The organism is Ignavibacteriales bacterium (genome assembly GCA_016700155.1).
Taxonomy (GTDB): Bacteria; Bacteroidota; Ignavibacteria; order Ignavibacteriales; family Ignavibacteriaceae.
In genome coordinates this window covers 477876-497409 of the sequence record CP065001.1, presented here as the reverse complement: position 1 = coordinate 497409, position 19534 = coordinate 477876, and the positions used below count along the sequence as shown (strand labels likewise).

At 36.9% G+C, this 19534-nt stretch carries 14 protein-coding genes; 1 reads left to right on the top strand and 13 read right to left on the bottom strand.

The features are described 5' to 3' along the window. Positions 1–4: 4 nt before the first annotated feature. The 6 genes from rpsF to IPM56_01945 form a co-directional block, all read right to left on the bottom strand. Entirely contained in the window at positions 5–433 is a 429-nt protein-coding gene (gene rpsF, locus IPM56_01970; GenBank protein QQS36750.1) for a 30S ribosomal protein S6, read from the bottom strand. Between the two features lie 84 nt (positions 434–517). Then, entirely contained in the window at positions 518–2719 is a 2202-nt protein-coding gene (locus tag IPM56_01965; GenBank protein ID QQS36749.1) for a sodium-translocating pyrophosphatase, read from the bottom strand. Between the two features lie 8 nt (positions 2720–2727). Continuing rightward, a complete protein-coding gene (locus tag IPM56_01960; GenBank protein QQS36748.1) occupies positions 2728–3336 on the bottom strand; it encodes an aminoacyl-tRNA hydrolase in 609 nt (202 codons plus the stop codon). A 5-nt stretch (positions 3337–3341) separates the two neighbouring features. Then, the gene (locus tag IPM56_01955) at positions 3342–3980 is read right to left on the bottom strand and encodes a 50S ribosomal protein L25 (protein QQS36747.1); all 639 of its coding nucleotides are present in this window, start codon (positions 3978–3980) and stop codon (positions 3342–3344) included. Positions 3981–3997: 17 nt separating this feature from the next. Beyond that, on the bottom strand, positions 3998–4945 hold the full coding sequence (locus IPM56_01950; protein ID QQS36746.1) for a ribose-phosphate pyrophosphokinase: 948 nt from the start codon (positions 4943–4945) through the stop codon (positions 3998–4000). Between the two features lie 112 nt (positions 4946–5057). Beyond that, positions 5058–5726 carry a hypothetical protein gene (locus IPM56_01945; GenBank protein ID QQS36745.1) on the bottom strand — a complete coding sequence of 223 codons (669 nt, stop codon included), beginning with the start codon at positions 5724–5726 and terminating at the stop codon, positions 5058–5060. A gap of 113 nt (positions 5727–5839) precedes the next feature. Between IPM56_01945 and IPM56_01940 the strand changes: the two genes are divergently transcribed. Beyond that, positions 5840–6124 carry a zinc ribbon domain-containing protein gene (locus tag IPM56_01940; protein ID QQS36744.1) on the top strand — a complete coding sequence of 95 codons (285 nt, stop codon included), beginning with the start codon at positions 5840–5842 and terminating at the stop codon, positions 6122–6124. A gap of 35 nt (positions 6125–6159) precedes the next feature. On the opposite strand, the gene IPM56_01935 is transcribed toward IPM56_01940, so the two are convergent. From IPM56_01935 to panB, 7 genes are all read right to left on the bottom strand, one after another. Continuing rightward, on the bottom strand, positions 6160–9321 hold the full coding sequence (locus IPM56_01935; protein ID QQS36743.1) for a PD40 domain-containing protein: 3162 nt from the start codon (positions 9319–9321) through the stop codon (positions 6160–6162). A gap of 14 nt (positions 9322–9335) precedes the next feature. After that, the gene (rnr, locus tag IPM56_01930) at positions 9336–11429 is read right to left on the bottom strand and encodes a ribonuclease R (protein QQS36742.1); all 2094 of its coding nucleotides are present in this window, start codon (positions 11427–11429) and stop codon (positions 9336–9338) included. Then, the gene (locus tag IPM56_01925) at positions 11429–15937 is read right to left on the bottom strand and encodes a hypothetical protein (GenBank protein QQS36741.1); all 4509 of its coding nucleotides are present in this window, start codon (positions 15935–15937) and stop codon (positions 11429–11431) included. The genes rnr and IPM56_01925 overlap by 1 nt, the downstream gene beginning before the upstream one ends. 12 nt (positions 15938–15949) lie before the next feature. Beyond that, complete coding sequence (gene rfaE2 / locus IPM56_01920) at positions 15950–16429, bottom strand: D-glycero-beta-D-manno-heptose 1-phosphate adenylyltransferase (protein QQS36740.1); 480 nt, start codon at positions 16427–16429, stop codon at positions 15950–15952. Next, entirely contained in the window at positions 16426–17421 is a 996-nt protein-coding gene (gene rfaE1 / locus IPM56_01915) for a D-glycero-beta-D-manno-heptose-7-phosphate kinase (protein ID QQS36739.1), read from the bottom strand. The genes rfaE2 and rfaE1 overlap by 4 nt, the downstream gene beginning before the upstream one ends. Positions 17422–17530: 109 nt before the next feature. Next, positions 17531–18652, bottom strand: coding sequence for a hypothetical protein (locus tag IPM56_01910; GenBank protein ID QQS36738.1), 1122 nt, complete (start codon positions 18650–18652; stop codon positions 17531–17533). Between the two features lie 43 nt (positions 18653–18695). Next, on the bottom strand, positions 18696–19511 hold the full coding sequence (gene panB / locus IPM56_01905; GenBank protein ID QQS36737.1) for a 3-methyl-2-oxobutanoate hydroxymethyltransferase: 816 nt from the start codon (positions 19509–19511) through the stop codon (positions 18696–18698). Between the last annotated feature and the right edge of the window lie 23 nt (positions 19512–19534).

The window sequence follows — 19534 nt, the reverse complement described above, 5'->3', positions numbered from 1 at the left end:
CTATTTAATTATTATTCTCATTTTCATTTATTTCACCTTTTACAGTTTCTGGCGTTTCAGTTTCTTGCTCATCTTCAACAGCAGTTACAACTTCAGGGACTGAAGAAATGAGTTTGTGCATCTCAAGATGTTCAATTGCATCTGCATCCAGTTTGATTGTCAGATATCTGAGAATGTATTCATCAAGCGTATAATAACGCTCGAGTTTGGTGAGCAGGTTAGATGGGGCATTAAACCGGAATATTGCATAATAACCGATTTTGCTTTTCTTCACCATGTAGGCTAATCTTTTTCTTCCCCAGTTCTCTACTTCTCTAATTTCACCACCATTATTTACAATGGTTTCTTTAATCCGTGAAATTATTGATTCGATCTGTTCATCATCAAGTGCTGCATTAATAAGAACAGCACTTTCATAAACGTTAGTTTTCATTCGTGTCACCTCCCTATGGATATTAAAGCCCTTACTTAAGTAAGAGCAGGGATTGATAAATATGTTATTTAAAGCTCTGCAAAATTATTTAATTAACGGGGCAATAACAAGGGCTACAACAGACATTAATTTTAAGAGAATATTAAGCGACGGACCCGATGTATCCTTAAACGGATCCCCTACAGTATCACCGACAACGGCTGCTTTATGCGGATCGGATCCTTTAAAATATTTTTGACCGTTAATTTCAACACCTTCCTCAAACATTTTTTTTGCATTATCCCATGCACCTCCGGCATTAGATTGGAAGATTGCCATTAAAACTCCGGTTACAGTTACACCTGCAAGAAGTCCGCCGAGCATTTCTGCCCCACCAACAAACCCAATAGATACCGGTGCTGCAACTGCAAGCAGACCTGGCAAGACCATTTGTCGAATTGCGGCTTTTGTAGAAATCTCCACGCACTTTCCATATTCTGCAGCTCCGTCAGCCTGTTCAAAAATATGTTTATCTTCTGAACTCCATTCGGACATCTCCTTACCATCATTCTTTTTCATTACACTGAGTGCCGCGGTTAATGCCGGGATACTTTTAAATTGACGTCTCACTTCCTCGATCATCGACATTGCTGCGCGTCCTACTGCTTTCATTGCTAATGCTGAAAAGAGAAGCGGTAACATTCCTCCAATAAATAATCCAGCCATAACATCCGCTTTTGAAATATCAATTGATTGAATCCCGGCAGATGTCATAAACGCACCAAACAATGCAAGAGCGGTGAGTGCTGCAGATCCGATTGCAAAACCTTTTCCAATAGCCGCGGTTGTATTCCCGACTGCATCAAGTTTATCAGTTCTTCCGCGAACTTCTTTGGGAAGTTCAGACATCTCGGCAATACCACCAGCATTATCTGATATTGGACCATAAGCATCAACTGCAAGCTGAATACCTGTATTTGATAGCATACCGACTGCGGCGATTGCTATTCCGTACAAGCCGCCAAAATAAAATGCCCCTATTATTGCAGCGGCAATAATTAAAACCGGAATAGCTGTAGAAAACATTCCATTACCAATACCGGCAATAATATTTGTTGCAGCACCTGTCAGAGATTGTCTTGCAATATCGATAACAGGTCGCTTATGCGTGCCGGTATAGTATTCGGTAATCACACCGATTAACACACCTGCAATAAGACCTAAAGTTGTAGCTATAAAAATTCCAGTTGATGTAATTTCTCTGACGAGTTGATTTCCTGATTCATCCTTGTATAATGGATCAGTGAATTGCCATGATTCAGGTAGAATCCATTTAATAATAAACCAAAGAGCTACTATCATTAATGCTGATGATCCAAATTCACCGATGTTCAAAGCCCTCTGAGGGTTTCCACCTTCTTTTACTTTTACAAAAAAGGTTCCCAGTACAGACATGATAATACCGACACCGGCAATTACTAATGGAAGCAGAACAGCGGAAAGTCCGTTGTAGTTATCAACGAATCCATCTGCCATAAAGGCAGCACCAAGCACCATAGTTCCAACTATAGATCCGACATAAGATTCAAAAAGATCTGCACCCATACCGGCAACATCACCAACATTATCACCCACGTTATCAGCAATAGTTGCAGGATTAAGAGGATGATCTTCAGGAATTCCTGCTTCAACTTTTCCAACAAGATCAGCGCCTACGTCCGCAGCTTTGGTATAAATTCCTCCGCCTACTCTGGCAAATAAAGCAATTGAAGAAGCACCAAAAGAAAACCCTGTGATTATTGTTATCACTCTATTCAAGTCTGTGACATTATCGATTCCAAACATATCACCATAAATCACAAACAGACCACCTAATCCAAGAACACCTAAACCTACAACTCCCATTCCCATTACCGAACCACCGGCAAAAGCAATTTCCAATGCTTTACCTAAACTGTGGCGGGCTGCATTGGTAGTGCGTACATTTGCCTTTGTGGCTACGCGCATACCGATAAACCCGGCAAGTGCGGAACAAAGCGCTCCAACGATAAATGATACAGCAATCATAGGTGATGAATTTTCCGGATTTGCCGAAACACCTAAAAGAATCGCAACACATATAACAAAAATTGACAGAACTTTATACTCTGCCTTTAAAAATGCCATTGCACCTTCTGCAATGTGAGAGGATATCTTCTTCATTTTGTCTGTGCCGACTTCCTGTTTTGAAACCCATGCGGATTTCCAGAACGTATAGAGAAGGCCAAGCAACCCGAACAACGGAATGATATGAAAAGTTAAATCCATACTATCTCCTAATCTCCTGACTGATTAAGTAAATGGTTATTTGAATCTGAATTAATAATTGTACTATAAAAATTTAACATTCTGATTGTGCCGCCTTTAATAAATTCAACAAGCAATGAATTTATTATTGATTTTTTCTGGTTGAGTGTTTCGAATTCATGTTCGTTTAAATTTGATAAAACAAATTCTGCCATGTTTCCTTTTTCGAATTCACTACCTATACCAAAACGAAGGCGGGGAAATTGATTTGAATTAAGGTGATAGATGATGGAACTTATTCCGTTATGTCCCCCATCCCCACCGGAAGCTCTTATACGGAGACTTCCAAATTCAAGATTCAGGTCGTCCTGAACTACAAGTAAATCTTTAATATTTATATCGTAAGCTTTAAGCAGTTCAACAGCGGCTAATCCGCTGTTATTTACATAGGTCGCGGGCTTTACAAGTATGAATTCATCGTTATCAATACTGCCTGAAGAATAATAGTAGTTGGCAGTAGAAGGCTTAAAATTTAATGAATATTCTTTAGCGAAATTGTCGAGTATAAGAAATCCCAGGTTATGCTTTGTAAATGTATAACGGTTTTCAGGATTCCCTATCCCTAAAATAACCCTCACCAGGACTATTCTTCTTCTGTCTCGGCTTTACCTTTACCAATTACTTCAGGTTCAGCAGAAGCTTCTGCTCCTTCACCTTCAGCCGGTGTTTTTTCAACCTTAGGATGTGTGACAGCAACAACAACAGCTTCTTCCTGATTAAGAATTTTTATATTCTCAAAATTTAAATCCGAAATATGGATTGACTCTCCGAGTTTTAAATTTTCAATATTTATATCAAGATGCTGTGGAATATCTTTTGGCAGACATTCAATATGAAGTTTATGAAGCACCTGTTGAAGTACTCCACCTTCCTTAATTCCTATTGGTGAACCAATGTAGAGAATGGGAACTTCAAGTTCAAAAGTTTCATCTGTGGTTAAGCCGAGAAGATCAACGTGTACGATACGTTCTGTTACGGGATCAAACTGTACATCTTTAATGACGCAGTCAAATTCACCGGTTCCATCTACATCAAGAGCAATAAGATTTGTGCTTGAAGTGAATACTAATGGCTTTATTGATTTCTCAGAAAAATCAATTGCAATCGGTTTATTATGTTTTGAATAAAAAATCCCAGGAACTCTTCCGTTTTTTCTAAGGCTGCTTCTGGAAGCTTTATTAATTTCTGTTCGCTGATTTGCTTTTAGAACTATTTTCTCCATTATATCTCCGGTCTAAATTATCCTTTATCAATATCAAAAAGTGAACTGATTGATTTATTATTATAAGTTCTTTCGATTGCATCTGCTAATAAGTCTGAAGCAGTAACAACTGAAATTTTATCTGATTTTACTTTATCATTTATCAAAATCGAATCCGAAACATACAGTTTAGTTAGTTGTGATTTATTTAATCGCTCTATAGCTGGTCCGGATAATAAAGGGTGCGTGATTGCACCATATATATTTAAGGCTCCCTTTGCTTTTAACGCTTCAACCGCTCCAACAAATGTTCCAGCAGTGTCTATTAAATCATCAACAAGAAGAACATCTTTACCTTCAACACTGCCTATAATATGAACCACTTCAGCAAGATTCTGTTTTGGGCGTCTTTTGTCAATTACAACAAGATTTGAATGCAATCTCTTTGCGTAAGACCTTGCCATTTTGATTCCACCAACATCCGGTGAAACAACCACAAGATTCTTTGATAGATCAGAAAACAATCCTGTAAACATTTTAGAAGCATACAGGTGATCGAAAGGAATATCAAAAAATCCTTGAATCTGTGCTGCGTGAAGATCCATTGTCATTACACGATCAGCTCCCGCAATAGTCATAAGATTGGCGACTAACTTGGCGGTTATAGACACTCTCGGCTGATCTTTCCTGTCCTGTCTTGAATATCCAAAATATGGTATTACAGCAGTAATTCTGCTTGCTGAGGCACGTTTGGCCGCATCAATCATTATTAAAAGTTCAAGAAGATTTTCGGCAGGCGGATTGGTTGATTGAATAAGAAATACGTCCGAGCCTCTTATATTCTCACCGTATTTAACCCAAATTTCGCCATCGCTAAATCTTTTTAGTTCAATAGCACCAAGTGGCTTGCCTAAGTTCTGCGCAATTTTTTCTGCAAGAGGCAGGTTTGAGCCTCCTGAAAAAATCATAAAATCACTTGTTGCCATACGATAATTTAGCCAACCTTCTTAAAAACAGACGGATAATATAAACAAATGGGTTTGGTAAGTCAATAAAACAGATGTTTAACTTTTGAGGAAAATCCTCTAAAACTATCGCTCAATCCTTTTTTTTGCGAAATAGAAAGACTATAACAATTAATAGTACAACACCTGAAATTATATAAATCCAATACGGGGTTTCTTTTAACTTATAAGGGCGAAATGTTACCGATATGGTCTTCCCGCGTCCTATCTCGGGTAATGAATAGTTCCAGACTAAAGTTCTTCCTTCCTCTGAAAGTGCATTATGAGTGATGATCTCACCTGAAAATGTATACTTGTAAGTAACAGTAAATTCACTTCCATCAATTCCAAAACCGGTAGCTATTGGGGGAATAAATTGTGAGAATATCTTCTGACCTGCTGCCCCATCCCGGAATTCAAAATTAGCATCTGAAAAAGCTTTTGTTTGATTTAATGAATCAATATGAATAAAACTAAATTTGACAATTCCGTGAACCGTACTATCGGTGGTATCAGTATAAACTTCAACGTTTTCAATTGTACTAAATTCAGAACTAAACTGATTACGCATTGAGTCCATATTAAATATTCCCACTCTGTCAAGGATTTGAAAATTTTCTTCATCAGGTGCGTTCATCCAGTAGTGAATTGTCATCTTACCTGAACCGTCCGGATAAATCTGAACGTCTTGTATATAGTTTAAACAGCCGGAGAATAGACTAAATACGATGGCACAGCTTAGTAACCAAAATTTATTTCTCAATGTTTCCTTCTTGCTCTTATCAGCATAAATCATTGTTGAATTACCGGGGATAACTTATAGAAAAAAAATAATTTTTTCATTAAGTTTTGCTCAATTTTTTTTGAGGATTTAAAATGCCGACTTATGATTATAAGTGTAATGATTGTGGTAATACATTTGAGTTATTTCAACCAATGACCGCTGAACCCATCAAAGAGTGTCCATCATGTGGAGGCTCGGTAAAAAGATTAATCGGTACAGGTGCTGGTCCGATTTTTAAAGGAAGCGGATTCTACCAGACAGATTACAAATCATCATCAAAAAGTGATTCAACAAAATCTGACAACAAACAAAAACCTGATAGCAAATCACCAGCAGTCACACCTAAACCAGACGCTTCTTCAAAAGAGAATAAATAGAGACAACCCCGAAGATGAAACTTCGGGGATCATTTTTAAAAATCAGCACCAAGAGATATATAAAATTTGGGCCGTGAAAAATTATCAACATTATATGCCCACGCTACATCAAACCGGAGTAGAAAATAAAGGAAGTATAAACGGGCGCCGACACCGGTACCCATTAATAAATCTTTAGAGATTACACTGTTTTTTTCATTACGCGAAAAGAATTGTAATTGTCCTGTTTTATCCCATGCAGTGCCAACATCTATAAATGCTACGCCAAGAATATTACTAAACAATATAGGTAAAGCACCTGTTAACAAATATCTGATCAATGGAAAACGCAATTCCATATTCATCAATGCGTATTTAGTTCCGATTTTTTCCGCATAGTCAAATCCGCGCAATGGCAACGCGGCTGTAAGGAACGCAAAATCACTCGCTGATTCAATTGGAATTTCAGTTGTAGCAAATGACCGGTTAATCCAGTTTTCAATTCCACCGATAAAAAATCTTTGCGGGTTATTTCCGCCGGAGTATCCGCCAGATAACCTGAAGCCGAAAGAGTAGTCATCAAAAAATCTGAAATAAGTTCTGTAATCACCCAAGATAGAATAGAAACTTAATGCCTTCTTCCCTATTCCAGGATTACCAAATACATCAAATCTGTATCTGGTTCCGTCAACAGGTGAGGTGTAACCCCAGAGAACATTGTCGTGAATAAAACTTAATGTTGGTATTACATAACTAACTTTTTCTGAAGCCTCAGTGGGGTCATCAAGGTTTTCACTTGAGACATTCAGCCAGCTAAGTCCGGCATCAACTCTGTAAAATCTGTTTAGCGGATAACTTAATGAGCCTACAGCGCCAAAATTCCTGAACCGGAAAAGATTTGTACTAAATCCCCTGCTCAGGAAAACAAATCTTGCTGTATGAAAAACTTCAACTCCGTAATTAATTCTTTCGGGTAAATAATAATATGCAATGCCGTAATCACTGTTCTTTAAATCTATCTGCAGACTTGTAACACCTACAAGACGATGATTACCTAATACATCACTGAACGAAATAACTGTGGTTCCAAGCAGTCCGTACAAAGTGCTATATCCGGCGTTTGCATACACAAGATCGGGAGAAAAAGTAATTTTATATTTATTGACTTTGTAATTACCTGATTGATCAAGATTATCCGTCAGATCAAATTTTGAAGCACTTGACGTATCACCTGCAACTGACTTATCACCAAAAATGTACTTATCATAACTGGATTTTGATGTGTCGGTAACAACAGATGAAGTATCAATGTATGAACCCGTAAAAAATGATAGCGTACTTTCGGTTGAGTCATCTGCAACAAGTGAAAATTCATTTTCACTATCGTCGGTAACATCTTTTTTCTTTTGAAGATTAGAGATATAAACAGTTGGTTCAAGTTCCTTCATTTCCAGATCCTGCCCAAAAGGATCGCTTAAAAGAAAAATACTAAAAGATGCCTGGTACAAAGTTGAGAACGTCAACTTCTGACCATCCTTTGACAATGATAGCTGGTACAAACCATTCAAAGAATTTGTTAAAGGTACCGGCGTTTGACCAAGCAAATTTAGTGATGCCCCGCTCTCATCGCTGAGTTTCAGTTTATAAATATTATTAATTCCGTTTTTATCTGATATAAAAATTAATTCCTTCCCATCCGGTCCTGCCGCTGGTGAAGTTTCATCACTGCCTGGCATATCTGTAATTCTGGAAACGACATTGTTATTTATATTAATGGAATACAAGTCCAGTTGATCAATATTGTGTTCGTAAATTTTGAAAGAATCAGGGAGTTCTTTTGTTGTTAAGAACTCACCTCTGTCAGAAGCAAAATAAACCGTTCTACCATCTGATGACCATGCCGGATCACTATCACTGAAAAGATCATTCGTCAGATTAGTCATTTCATTAGTTTCAATATCATAAAGGTAAACATCGGACTGTTTTGCATTCTGACCAATAAATGCAAGCTTGCTGCCATCAGGCGACCAGGCAACACTTTTAATGCCGTCAAGATTTATTGGCAACTCATCTCTTTCCTCTGTTTCAACATCAATTATGTATACAACATCATAACCACCTCGCTTTGCACCCAAAGCAATTTTGGTTCCGTCCGGTGACCAGCTTAATGCTGGAGTGAGAATGTTCAACTCCTCAAAATCAGGTGTGCGGTTTCCTTCAATTAATTTTTTTATGATCTTTCCATCAATCGCGCTCATAAGGTACACATTAAAATAGTAGTCGCGGTTGGTTATAAAAGCTATTTTATCGCCTTGTGGTGAAATGGCCGGACTTATATTATATGAACCGCCATCTTCTTTTGGATCTGTTAAGCGCTTGGCAAATTCGTCCGGGTCTTTTCTTTTGGCAATATCAGGCCAGAATATTTTTTTAATATCTTTTTTCCATCTCTCATTTAATTCCTCAATCTTCAAACCGATAGATGACTTAAAACCTTCTTCAACGCTGCCTGTATTCTTAACTTTGTTTATAAGCTCTCCAATCTTTTCTTTGCCATACTTATTTGCGATATAATAGAAAACAGATTGACCGCCTCTGTAAGCAAAGTACCCGTCAAGATAAGGTATATCAGGCAGGTATTCACTTATTGCAGCATCGCGGATAAACATATCTGTATCAACATCCCATCCTAAAGCCTGGTATTCTGCCATACCTTCATTAAACCATAGCGGTAGAGCAACAGCGCCTCTGTTGGAAATCAGATTCTGCAATGAACCACCGTAGAACATATCATTGATAACGGCGTGTACAAGTTCATGGTGAATTAAATGTCTGAACAATTTATATGAACCCGTGTATTGAATTACTACACGGTTCTTGAAAAGCTCAGTAAAGCCCTGTATACCTTCGCTCAGGTATTGATCAGTTACATTTGTTTCCTGAAAATCATTTTGTGAATTGTAAACAATGATTGCTACACGGTTATTTATTTTATATTTAAAACTATTTTGAATTGATTCGAGAGCATCTTCGGATTCTTTGGCAGTAAACTCAGCAAGGTGTGATCCTTCTTGCGAGAAGTAAATATCAAAATGATCAGTCTGGATGTAGTACCATGTAAAATCTTTGTACTGAACTTTGTTTTTTCCGAATTGCGCATGCATCGATAACGGAAATACAATCACTAATATCAGAGGGATTAAAAACATTTTTTTCATAAACAGCACCTTAATTATTCAGCAATTATAAAATCTAGTTCTGATTTATCTGTATCGACCCGAACAAGCTTCACTTTTAATTTATCTCCAAGCCTGAATACTTTTTTTGAAGCCTTTCCAACGAGCGAATATTTTTTTTCATCATACACGTAATAATCATCAAGGTCGCGGAGTCTGATAAGACCTTCAGCAAGCAGATCGATTATTTTTACGAACATCCCAAAATTTGTAATGCCTGAAATAACCGCATCAAACTCTTCACCAAGATGATTGCGTAAATATTCAATTTGTTTAAGTTTTACCGAAAGTCGTTCTGCTTCAATAGCTCTTCGTTCACAATCGGAGATATGGTCAGATATTTCATCTAGCTCCTCCAAAGAATAATAAGCCTTTTGATTTATTTCAACATAATTATACAGTAATCTATGTACCATTAAATCTGAGTATCTTCGTATCGGAGATGTAAAATGAGTATAGTAGCTGAACCCCAATCCATAGTGACCAATATTATTTATCGAATAAATCGCTTTAGCCATTGATCTGATCGCCAGTTCATTGATTAAACTTTCCTCCGGAGTGCCCTTAACCTCAAGAATTAATTTCTGAAATTGGTTGGATTTTGATTTACTGTTAGCATCAAAACTATAACCCAGTGATTTTACGAATTTGGAGAACTCAAAAAGCTTCTCTTTATCCGGCAGATCATGTATCCGATAAATAAACGGACGTGCTTTTGCGCTTGTTCTTTTTCCAATCTCTTCGGCAACAATTTTGTTTGCGAGTAACATGAATTCTTCAACAAGCATGTTGCTTTGTTTGATTTCTTTTTTGGTAACTCCAACCGGGTATCCGTTTTCATCAAGCTGAAATTTTATTTCCGCAGTAGAAAATTCAATACTTCCTTCACGCATTCTTTTTTTGCGGAGAGTTTGTGCCAGAGTATTCAGCTGGTTAATTTCGTCATAAAGCTCGCCTGCTTTATCATCAATTATCTGCTGAACTTCCTCATACGTAAATCTTCGTTTACTTTTTATAATTGTTTTTTTTATCTGATATGAAATAAGTTTACCGCGAGAAGTTAATTCTGCTATAACAGAATAAGTTAATCTTTCTTCGTCGGGTACTAAAGAACAAATAATGTTTGAAAGTCTTTCCGGCAGCATAGGAATGACACGCCCGACAAGGTAAACGCTGTTTCCACGATATAATGCCTCATCATCCAGTTTGGTTTTCTTTTGAACATAGTGGCTTACATCAGCTATGTGAATTCCAACCGAAAAATTTCCTGATTCAAGTGTTTCAATCGAAAGGGCATCGTCAAAGTCCTTCGCATCATACGGGTCAATCGTTATTACATTTTTATCTCTAAAGTCGATTCTGTTTTTAAGTTCGTTCTCATCGATGCTGAATTTAATAACTTCAGAATCATTCAATACTTTATCGGAAAATTTATATGGTAGCTTAAACTCCTTCGCTATTGAAGTTATCTCAGCATCAATGGTTCCTGACTTACCGAGTACTTCAATGACACTACCTTCCGGATTCAGCATTGATGTTTTCCAAATCAGTTCACTTACTATAACTTTATCCCCGACTTTAGCGCCATTTAAATTTTCTTCATCTATGTAAATATCACGATGAATTTTTGGGTCATCAGGTTTTATAAAATAAAATGAGTTTGATTTTTTTAATATACCTACATATTGATCCCGCTCACGCTTAATTACTTCAATGATCTGACCCTCAGTATTTTTACCTTTTTGCTTTGCAAATAAAGCCACATTAACAACATCACCACTGAATGCCGTTCCAAGATTTCTTGCGGCGATAAAAATATCGGCGAGTTTTTTATTCTCGGGTATTACAAAACCATACCCGCCCTGGTTCATCTCAAGAGTCCCAACTATTCTGCCGCTGACAGGAGTAGTGTTAAGCTTATAACGCTTCCCGCTTTTGGATAAAAAATCTTCTTCAAATAGTTTAAAGAGAAGGGCTTTTAATGAACTGTATTCATGTTCGGAAGTGATGTCGAGTTTCCTGGCAACATCTTTACTTCTGAAAGACTGCCCGGGATATTTTTTGAAGAACGATATTAATTTCTTTTTCATTAAAACTCGAATCTGTATTTAAGACCAAGTTCATTAATCATTTCATTTGAAATGTAGGTATCTGCTAAAGCTTCTTTCCTTTCGAGCCGCATCAGCAAGTTTCTGAAGAATGGTATCTGGTATTCAATTTTGATATTTGCTCTGCTTAAATCCTGGAACACGTCAGTAGCTCCACCTATTGTATACCTGAAATTCTCCACCTTGCCTGATAAATTAAATTTGGTTTGAGCGCCTACAGTACGCAATTCCACACGCCGCACATAATCTCCAAAATATGAATTGAGAACTCCCCCAAGCAGAGAGCCTGCTATTGATGTTGCTGTACCAGATAGCTGCCCTGCAGCTGAAGATTTATCCTGTGCTGTCGCCTCATCAGCAAATTTACCTGAAAGAATGAACATTATGGCATCTGTCTGTGATTTAGTTCTGTCCGGAATGTCATCTTCAATATTATCAGTTCCGACATAAACAGCTACATTATTTTTTTCTTGGATGAAATTTTTATCAAGGTCGCGCAGCGGACCGCTGAGTTTGATTTTTACAGCTACCTCAGTTTCAGAAGCGGTTGAATCTGATGATGAATAGTAATCCCTGTAAGCGGCACTTATATCCAGGTATGGATTTCCTATATCCTGGTCAAAACGAATTGTTCCTGTTGCATCAAATGATTTAAAGAATTGAAGTGTTGAACCATCAAGAAGCTTTAACCTTCCTGTTACAACAGACTTACCATTTATCATATTGTAATTTATGTTACCATCTAAAAGTGCTTCAAGATTTTGATTCAACTCTTTGGATAACACAAATACAATCTTCGCTTCTTTTTCTACTTCAACATTTATTGAATAATCAAACCTGCCGGTTGATGAATCAGAAGTTATCCTTCTGGAATCTTTTCTTTCTTCCTCGGCAATAAGTGATTCAATATCTATTTTCTGACTGTCAATTAGACTGCTGTCAACTTTTATTCTGTATATAAAATTTTCTGCACCGCTTGTGTATGCACTCTGCGTAGGCGGGAATATAAGATTTGCAACTTCAACTCTTAACGGCGCATAAAGGTACGTATCATTTTTATCCGAACGAAGTTCAATATATCCCTTTGTTGAAATTGCCAGGTCACCATAAATAGAAGGACTGACTGATCTTGATTCCTTACCGAGAACTTTAAGTTTACCTTTCATATAAAGTTCTGTACCAGCGATATTCAGATTTTCCAGCTTAATAACACCAGAACCATTCATTCTGCCGCCGTCTTTTACACCTCTCTGGTTTTCAACAATAAGGTGTTCTATTTTTATTGAATCCTGATCAATCACAATTCTTGTATCGGCGTTATATGCAAGATTGTTCGCTTCAGCAATAAATGAAGCGTTTGAGATTGTCATAAACCCTGATGGTTTTAGATTATTAATCGTTCCGCTCAGGTCGACTTCAGCATCAAACAACCCGTTTAGTTTATCAACCGCCGGAAGTAAATCACCTACAGCTGCAAGGTTAAATTCTTTAGCGAGTAATTTAAAAGTGATCGGGGCTGTTTCCGATATTCTTTCGCTTTCAGTTTTAAAACTGAGATCGATCGGGACTGTTCCTGTAATATCCAGCTTCGCATTTCCGAATTGCTTAAGCACATCGATAAAGTATGAGTTAAGTCTTAGAGATTTATTTTGATAATCAATATTACTTATGAGTGATCCAAATTTTTTATCTCTGAATTCAATACTGTCAATCGCAGATTCAATATCAATTACAGGATTAAGATAATCTCCTTTAACTGATGCGGATAAATTTAAGAATGCTTCCGGCGCACCAAGCGGGTTCATTTCAAGTAAGTCTACAAACAGTTCATTAGCGCTAAGCTCCTGGATATTGAGATTAATATCCTGAGCCCCTTCAAAGTTCATGTATCCTGAAACATCCAGGCTTCCCTGCTGCGGTGCGATTACAAAATTGTTCACCCTTATGCTGCTGCCTGAATAATCAACTGACAACTCCCCGATATTTTTAATCTTGTAGTCGTTGTAGACGAGATTAAGTGTATCAACCCGCAGTTTAACAGCATTTGTTGAAAGGTCAATCTTTCCGTCTATGCCTGCCATAAAATTGTCATTCATCTTTGAAGTAAAATCAATTGACGCGACTTCATTTTTTATTTTCAGATCAAGATGAATATCAGAAAAGTCTTCCCCGGAATAGACCCTTCCAATACTAACTGAAAGCCCTGTGTTGATATCATCGAAAGTTGTAGATGTAAAATTATTTGCGATTGTAAAACTTACATCAGCACCCGATATAAACAGAACACTTTCATCCGACCAGTATTTTATATATTCAAGTTTTGTATTCAGTTTGAAGAAAAGATCTTCCGGTGTTTTTGTAAACTCACCGCTGATGTCACCATCAAGTTCAAGATCTTTGTCTCTTAAAAATAATGTCAGCAAAGTAAAATCTTTAAACTCAATAACGTACTTGAGTGTTGTGGATGATTCACTGTGCTCTTCAAAGTAATGAATGGTTTCACCCGCGTCTTCATCTGAACTTTTATTTTCCTTCTGTAGTTCGGCGGGAATAAGTGAGTTATATTTTTCACGCACAACTGAAGTTATTAACCCGATTTCATCAGTTAAAAGTTCGGCTGTTTCAGTTACTGAAAAATCACCAGTTATTGTTATATCTGCGAGATCAGAGACAATATTAATTATTCGGTCTCCACCATCATCCTGCCGGATTATATCAACTATCGCCTGGGTGGTGCCAATAGGGATATCATCAATTGTAGATTGATATAAAGTTGATATGACGAAAAGGTTCATACTATCAGGATTAAAACCCTGACCTTCAGCAACAAGATTAATATTTATATCTGTCTGGTTGGAACTGTCCTGCAATATTTCAGCAAGATTAAAATGCCTCAGGTTTCCATCGAGATTATACTTTGCATCATCACTAATTGTAAAATCGAACAAGCCTGTTAGATCTACCTGGGTTGAGTCAGAGTTAAGCAAAAGTTTATAATTTATTTTTTTCTCTGATGCAGCGGCTTCTATTGAAACGATGTTCAAATGGTTCTGTTCAATTGAAGAACCGTTACCTTCAATGAGAACTTCAGCAGCAATCTGGTTTACATCGAACCCTTTTCCTTTCACACTTCCTGTTGTATTGAGAATTGTATTTAATCCCGCAATCGGTGATAAATCAAAATCACGGCTCCTGAACTGCAGATCATAAATTTCCGGTTTGGAAATCAGGTTAAGCGAAGTACTTGCGGCAAATGATCCTTTGTCGGTTCTTAACGCAAAGTTGGATTTGAAATTTAAAGGCTCACCTTCAAAGTGTAGTGTGTCGAATTTTATTACGCCGTAGTCCTCATAGACTGGAAGATTTAATGTCGGCAAAAGAATATTCAGGTCCGGCTGATAAATTTCAGTATTGTTAAAATCTGCGAGGATAAACATTCTTTCCGGGACAGATAAATTTTTTAATGAGCCATTTAATGATATCCGGGTTTTGTTAAACTCTGTCTGCAGTGAGTTAATTGAAAGCTCATCAACAGAACCGGTTACATCAACCACACAGTTTAAATCACCATTCAAAATATTTGTCGCAGGAACGAATGAAGAAAGGTCACCAAAACTGAATGGATTTGCCTGGAGTTTTATTTTTATATCGGAGTTTCCGAGGTTCTTAATTGCTGTAGAATCAAATAGATTAAATCCTGTTAATTCCGCAGAAATAATTACATCGGATGAATTTGTATTCAATGTTAGATTTTGAATTTCAATATGATCCCTGATTATGGCGAACCTGCCGCTGAAATTCCTGAGATTAAATCCGGTTATGTTCGGATTCATTTCAATATGGTTAATAGCTATTTCATACTCATCGTCACGCATATTTGCATAAGCAGTTAAAGAAAGATCGAGATCTTTAACTCTCAAATCATTCATATTAAGTTCGCTGTAATAAGCAGTGCTGTTTCTGTTATTAAAGCTGCACATTTTGAAGTCAATATTTTTAAGGCTTACATCGGCTGCTTCAAGATTAAAAGGAAATTCGGATTTGGATTTTTCTTCATCCTCAGATGGATTTACAAGCTTTGAAATATTTAGTACCCCGTTCTGATCTGAGATGAGATTTATTTTTGCGTTAGCAATTTCAATCTTACGGGCATAGATGGTTTTTAAAAATATTCTTAGCGGGCTTGTTCTTACTTCAATTTTTCCGGCGAAAAAAATTGTATCGCTTTCCATTACTAAAGAAGTATTCTGCAGAATTATGGAAGTGAATAATGTTCCGTCAATTTTTTCAATGTTTAATTTTCCGTTCAGCGATGCATTTACTTCTTCAATAACAAGTTCGCGTAAATATTCCCTGAATGTAGAAGTTTGTGAAATTCCAAAAGCAATAATCAGAAGTATCAGCACGCCCAGCCAGAAATACAGGAATGCATTAACGCTTTTCTGTAGCAGCGTTCTTTTTCTTTTTACTTTTTTATCCTGAGTTTGCAAAGAATTGTTTCTTTAAGCTTTATACTTTTTTAAGATGGATTCAATAATTTTTGATGTCGACTGATCATTAACAAACTTTATTGTTTTAACTTCGCCGCCATTTGACTCAACGATTTCTCTACCAACAATTTTATTCAGATCCCAGTCCGCGCCTTTTACAAGAATATCCGGTACAAGTTCAGCAATTATCTGAGCTGGTGTATCTTCATCAAAAAAAGTTACGTAATCAACGCATTTTAAATTGGATACAATGAACGATCTCTCTTCCTGATTGAGTATTGGACGTTTATTGCCTTTTATTCTTTTCACTGAAGCGTCAGAGTTGAGTGCGACAACCAGCGCATCGCCTAAAGCCCTCGATTTATTAAGATAGTCAACATGACCCGCATGAATAAGGTCGAAACAGCCGTTCGTAAATACAAGTTTTTTATTTTCTGCTTTTAGTTTTTTACGTTCTTCAACAATTTCTGAACGGGAAAGTATATTACTCATTTTGATTCCCGGGCAACGGTTGTAAATAATTTATCTAATTCAATGGGAATGATACCCACTTCCTCACAAACAATCCCTCCTGCATAATTTGCCAGATAAGATGCTTCCAGAATATTTGCGCCTGCTGCAAGTGTAACAGTAAGAGTTGAAATTACAGTATCTCCTGCACCGGACACATCGGCGACTTTCCTGGCTTTTGTCGGCATGCGTTTTACTTCAGTTCCTTTTTCAAAAACAGCGATACCATCCGCACCTAATGTAAGCAGAATGTATTTTGCATTTAACTTCTCGCGGAGTTCTTTCCCCGCTTTAGCAATATCTTTATCAGTTCTAATTTTCATTCCAAGAACATCTTCTGCTTCTTTCCTGTTTGGTTTGAACACTGTAACATTTTTATAATTGAAAAAATTATTGAACTTAGGATCAACTGTTATAAGCACATTATTTTTATTAGCGAGTTCAATTACATTGTTAATTATTTCAGGGGTAAGAACACCTTTATTATAATCCTGAAGTATAATACCATCGAACTTTTTAATATTTTTTCTGATAAAATCCATCACGCGGTTTTGAATTTTTTCATCCAGATATGTTTTATTCTCTTTATCAATCCTTACGACATGCTGCTTATCTGCAATCACTCTGGTTTTAGCTGTGGTTGGTCTTGTGTCATCAATAATAATTCCGTTCGAAGAAAGTTTATTCTCTTTCATCAGAGCTGTAAAGATTGTACCATAAGTGTCATACCCGATTACCCCAACCGGTATGGGTCTGCAGTTCAGCTTAACGAGATTAAGCGCAACATTAGCTGCGCCGCCAAATCTGAAAAACTCATTCTCTACTTCAACTACCGGAACAGGTGCTTCGGGTGAAATTCTTTTTACATCTCCCCAGAAATAACAATCAAGCATCATATCGCCGATTACGGCAATTTTTTTCCCTTTAAAATTATTTTTTAGAGTATTCAATCTCGCAGATGAAATTCTGATCATTTTTATCCTGTTTGAAAAAATTAACTGCTGAAAGATAGTGATAAATAAAATCCATATAAAGCGGGCGAAGTGAGTGTCCGGCAGGCTGCTGAGGTATTAAAATCAATAATTATTTTATATGTGTCTGAACTTTATCTTTTTTATTTTTTTTCAAATCCCACTTTGCAAGCGGATTATCAATTTCAATTTTAAGCAAACCCTTGTCAGTCCCGGCCCACATAAAAGTTCCGTCAAACAGCAGGTTATAAAATGTTGAAGAAGTTATTTCAAGACTGTTAAGATCAATTTGTGTTAACCTTCCCGTAACCCTGTTAATAGCTGCTAAACCTTTACCGTATTCTTTCTTTTCTTTTTTGTCAAAGTAGTACAATCCAAGCCAGATAGTATTGCCAGTTCGTTCAATGCAATAAATACCGTTTGCCGCAAGTCCGTTTTGTTTGGAAATCCTATCCCACCGAAGTTTACGATTAAAGCGGTACGCCCCTCCCATATTAAATTGAGGCTGCTGTGCTGTAACGAATTCATCAGTTGCAAACCATACGTTTTCACCTTCAAACAAAAAATCGGAAACAGAGACAGCATCACCTTCTCCATTAAAACCATTCTTCTTATTGCTTATGTACTGCCAGTTATTTTTATCATCAATATTTTTTTTCTTATAAAACTTATGTACACCTGATTCGGTGCCAAACCAGATAATACTATCGCCATCTGCTTTAATGCTTTTGAAATTATTTGATTTAAGATCTGAGCCTTGTGTAAGATTGTAGTCTGTGTATTTATTTTTTGAAACTTCAAGTCTTGTAAGATTACTGAACCTTCCAATCCATAAAACATTTTGCGATGCATCATAATAGAGTGAACGGATCCAGTTTCCCATTTCTCCGCCCTGTGCAAATTTTCTTTTAGTCCATTTGTTCCGCTTTTTATCATAGATAAAAAGTCCTTCAACAGAACCAGCCCACACAAAATCTTTTCCTACCGCGAGTGAGTAGAATAAATCATTTTCCAGGTTATTACTTGATGTTGAAAAATTACTCCACTTCTGATCTTTCTTTGAATATTTGAAAATGCCATGACCATATGTGGCAACCCAAAGAAAATCTGGCTCAGCTTCAATCGCAAATACGGTAGTACCTTCGAGAAGAAGTTCGGAATTTACCTGTGATAATAAATCGATTGGAATCAGGGATAACAGAATTATTGTTATTACTAATAAATATTTTTTCATAACAACAAGTTTTTAATTTGAGTGGAAAAATACAATGAGATTATCAGTAACTCTCCTCCTCTGTCGGGAAATTCAGTTTTCGAACATCATCAATATATTTTTTAACCCCGGTATTTATTTCATCCGCGAGTTTTGCATAATGTCGTACAAATCTTGGATGAAAGTCGATGTTTAATCCAAGCATATCGGGTGTAACAAGTATTTGTCCGTCACAAAACTTTCCGGCGCCGATACCTATTGTAGGAATAGAAACTGATGCTGTAACTTTTTTTGCAAGTTCGGCAGGAATTTTCTCAAGCACAATTGCATAAGCTCCGGCTTCTTCTATTAATTTAGCATCCATCAAAATTTCATCAGCTTCAGTTTTATCTTTTCCACGTTCTCTATAACTTCCAAACTGATGTATGCTTTGAGGCGTCAATCCAAGATGCCCCATTACAGGTATCCCTGCAGCCGTAATTTTTTTTATTGTTTCAGCAACCCGTTCACCACCTTCAAGTTTTACCGCACCCGCTGAAGTTTCTTTCATGATCCTTCCTGCATTCCTGAATCCTTCATCCACACTCAACTGGTAGGACATAAACGGCATGTCAACAACAATCATAGCACGCGTTACACCTTTAGTTACAGCTTTTGTGTGATAAATCATTTCATCCATAGTAACGGGAAGGGTTGTATCATTTCCCTGGAATACGTTGCCAAGTGAATCACCTACAAGTATCAAATCAATTCCAGCCTGGTCAAGAAGGTTTGCAGTGATAAAGTCGTATGCAGTCAACGCAGTTATTTTTATCCCTTTCTTTTTCATAAGCGAAAGTGATTTTGTTGTAATGCGACGAATTTCTTTTTCAGTACTCATTTTCAAGCCTGTGTGTTTTTATA

What these genes read in the sequence shown, in the direction of transcription:
- panB (QQS36737.1), bottom strand. Translation starts at nt 19,511, where the DNA reads ATGAGTACTGAAAAAGAAATTCGTCGCATTACAACAAAATCACTTTCG.
- IPM56_01910 (QQS36738.1), bottom strand. Translation starts at nt 18,652, where the DNA reads ATGAAAAAATATTTATTAGTAATAACAATAATTCTGTTATCCCTGATT.
- IPM56_01965 (QQS36749.1), bottom strand. Translation starts at nt 2,719, where the DNA reads ATGGATTTAACTTTTCATATCATTCCGTTGTTCGGGTTGCTTGGCCTT.
- IPM56_01940 (QQS36744.1), top strand. Translation starts at nt 5,840, where the DNA reads ATGCCGACTTATGATTATAAGTGTAATGATTGTGGTAATACATTTGAG.
- IPM56_01935 (QQS36743.1), bottom strand. Translation starts at nt 9,321, where the DNA reads ATGAAAAAAATGTTTTTAATCCCTCTGATATTAGTGATTGTATTTCCG.
- rfaE1 (QQS36739.1), bottom strand. Translation starts at nt 17,421, where the DNA reads ATGATCAGAATTTCATCTGCGAGATTGAATACTCTAAAAAATAATTTT.
- IPM56_01955 (QQS36747.1), bottom strand. Translation starts at nt 3,980, where the DNA reads ATGGAGAAAATAGTTCTAAAAGCAAATCAGCGAACAGAAATTAATAAA.
- IPM56_01950 (QQS36746.1), bottom strand. Translation starts at nt 4,945, where the DNA reads ATGGCAACAAGTGATTTTATGATTTTTTCAGGAGGCTCAAACCTGCCT.
- rnr (QQS36742.1), bottom strand. Translation starts at nt 11,429, where the DNA reads ATGAAAAAGAAATTAATATCGTTCTTCAAAAAATATCCCGGGCAGTCT.
- rpsF (QQS36750.1), bottom strand. Translation starts at nt 433, where the DNA reads ATGAAAACTAACGTTTATGAAAGTGCTGTTCTTATTAATGCAGCACTT.
- rfaE2 (QQS36740.1), bottom strand. Translation starts at nt 16,429, where the DNA reads ATGAGTAATATACTTTCCCGTTCAGAAATTGTTGAAGAACGTAAAAAA.